This is a genomic window from Streptomyces sp. DH12 (assembly GCF_020873895.1).
GTDB lineage: Bacteria > Actinomycetota > Actinomycetes > Streptomycetales > Streptomycetaceae > Streptomyces.
In genome coordinates, this window is sequence record NZ_JAHWGT010000769.1 from 1 (window position 1) to 491 (window position 491).

The following is a 491-nucleotide window of genomic DNA, read 5'->3' on the forward strand; positions in this document are numbered from 1 at the left end:
GGATCTCGGCGTGGCCGGTCTCCCGGGAGGGGCGGCCCTCCTGGTCGCTCGCCCACCAGGCGTGCCAGTCGTGCAGCACGGCGACCTCGGCGGTGACTGCGCCGCCGACCACGTGCGGGGCGATCCGCGCCAGGTCCGCGCCGAGCCGGCGTACTTCCTGGTGGGCACGGCCGTCCGGGCCGGCGTGGCCGAGCATGCCGGAGTGGAACTTCTCGGCGCCCTGCCGGGACTGCCTCCACTGGAAGCAGCAGACGGCGTCCGCGCCGCGCGCCACGGCCTGGAGGGACCACAGGCGGTTCAGGCCGCGCGGTTTGGGGCGGTTCACCGGCCGCCAGTTGACCGCGCCGGCCGCCTGTTCCATGAGCATCCACGGGCCGCGTGCCTGCGAGCGGGTCATGTCCTGCACGAGCGCGCCGTGCTGTGCGCCGAAGGGGTCCTCCGGGTCGGGGTAGAGGTCGACGGAGACGACGTCCTCCTCCTCGGCCCAGCGC

The 491-nt window shown here is 75.2% G+C and carries 1 protein-coding gene; it reads right to left on the reverse strand.

Features of this window, described 5'->3' with window-relative positions; translation table 11 throughout:
- Positions 1–491, reverse strand: a 491-nt coding sequence (locus tag LPA54_RS36970) for a beta-galactosidase (protein ID WP_228984858.1), incomplete at both ends; no start/stop codon positions are given.